General features: G+C 70.5%; 2 protein-coding genes. Both read left to right on the forward strand.

Features of this window, described 5'->3' with window-relative positions:
* Window positions 1-465 (forward strand): putative antibiotic biosynthesis monooxygenase (locus C1J00_RS43190; protein ID WP_102914212.1); only part of this gene is annotated, 465 nt, incomplete at its 5' end.
* A gap of 30 nt (window positions 466-495) precedes the next feature.
* Window positions 496-1429 (forward strand): anthranilate synthase component II (locus C1J00_RS47485; RefSeq protein ID WP_245936748.1); only part of this gene is annotated, 934 nt, incomplete at its 3' end.

The raw sequence follows: 1429 nt of genomic DNA on the forward strand, positions 1-1429 counted from the left end.
TTCATGGGGGGTGGGGTACTTGTCGACGGAGGGGCGGAGTGGCATGTCGTTTATCGCTTCGCCAGCGAGGGCCTGGCCCTGGCCTGGGAGAAATCGGCCTCCCGGGAACAATGGGACGCCCGGCTGGCGGGCGTCGCACGGGAGACGGGGCGCAGGCAGATGCCGGGCGCCCGGGCCTGGTTCGACGCGCAGACCCTGACGCCCCCGCCACCGGCGCCGCCGTCGAAATGGAAACTTTGGTTCGTGAATATGAGCGCGGTTTTCCCGCCGGTGCTCCTGTTCAATCTGACGGTGCTTCCCTATCTCGGCGACCTCAATGCACTGTTTCGCACGCTGTTGTTGTGTCTGTGTGTAACGGCCCTTGTCACCTGGATTCTCATGCCACGGCTCCAGCGTTTCTTCCGGAAATGGCTGTACCCGTCGCTCCAGGCATTGCGCGGGCGGCACAAACGCCGGGCCGTATAGGCCCGCGAACGAACAGAGGGAGGTGGGCGGGTGAAGACCCTGCTCATCGACAACTACGACTCGTACACGTACAACCTGTTCCAGCTGATCGCCGAGGTCAATGGCGAGGAGCCGGTTGTCGTCCTGAACGACGCTCCCGTCGACGGTCTTCCCGATCTCCGGGCGTTCGACAACCTCGTGGTGTCCCCCGGGCCCGGGCATCCGGGCGAGGCGCGTGATTTCGGTATCGGGGGCAGGCTGCTCGCCACCTCCCCGGTTCCCGTGCTCGGTGTGTGTCTGGGGCATCAGGGCATCGCGCTCGGGGAGGCCGGTCTGGTGGGGCCCGCTCCTGAGCCGCGGCACGGGCATCTGTCCACGATCCGGCATGACGGCCGGGACCTGTTCCACGGTCTGCCGCAGCACTTCACCGCCGTCCGCTACCACTCGCTGGCCGTGCGCGAGCCGTTGCCGGAGACGCTGGAGGCCACGGCCTGGGCGGAGGACGGCGTCCTGATGGGGATCCGGCACCGCAGCCGGCCGCTGTGGGGGGTGCAGTTCCATCCGGAGTCGGTCCTCACGGAGTACGGGCACCGCATGCTCGTGAACTTCCGCAACCTCACCGCCGAGCGGGCGGGCAAACTGCGCGCGAAGAACACGTCCGTGCCCTCGCACCAGGAGATCCGGCGGCGGGCCGTCGTCCCGGAGTGCGACGCGGGGGCCGGTCGGCTCTCGGGGGGTCTCCTCGGCCTCGGCGGTCTGCGCCGTCCGGTGGCCGCGGCGGTCTTCCAGGTCGCCGCCGTCACGCAGGCGGCAGCGAACCCGCCCGGCGGCGCCGGGGCGAGGGTGCCCGGCGAAGCCAACCCGTCGAGCAGGACGGCCCCGGCTGCGGCCGCGGTGGCGCCCGGGCCCTGGGGCGTCCCTGCCGCAGAGGTTGGGGCGTCCGCTGAGGGCGCGCCCATCCCCGTGGCACCCGCCGGCACCGCCC

Origin of the sequence: Streptomyces cahuitamycinicus, assembly GCF_002891435.1 — a bacterium.
GTDB classification, from domain to species: Bacteria; Actinomycetota; Actinomycetes; order Streptomycetales; family Streptomycetaceae; genus Streptomyces; species Streptomyces cahuitamycinicus.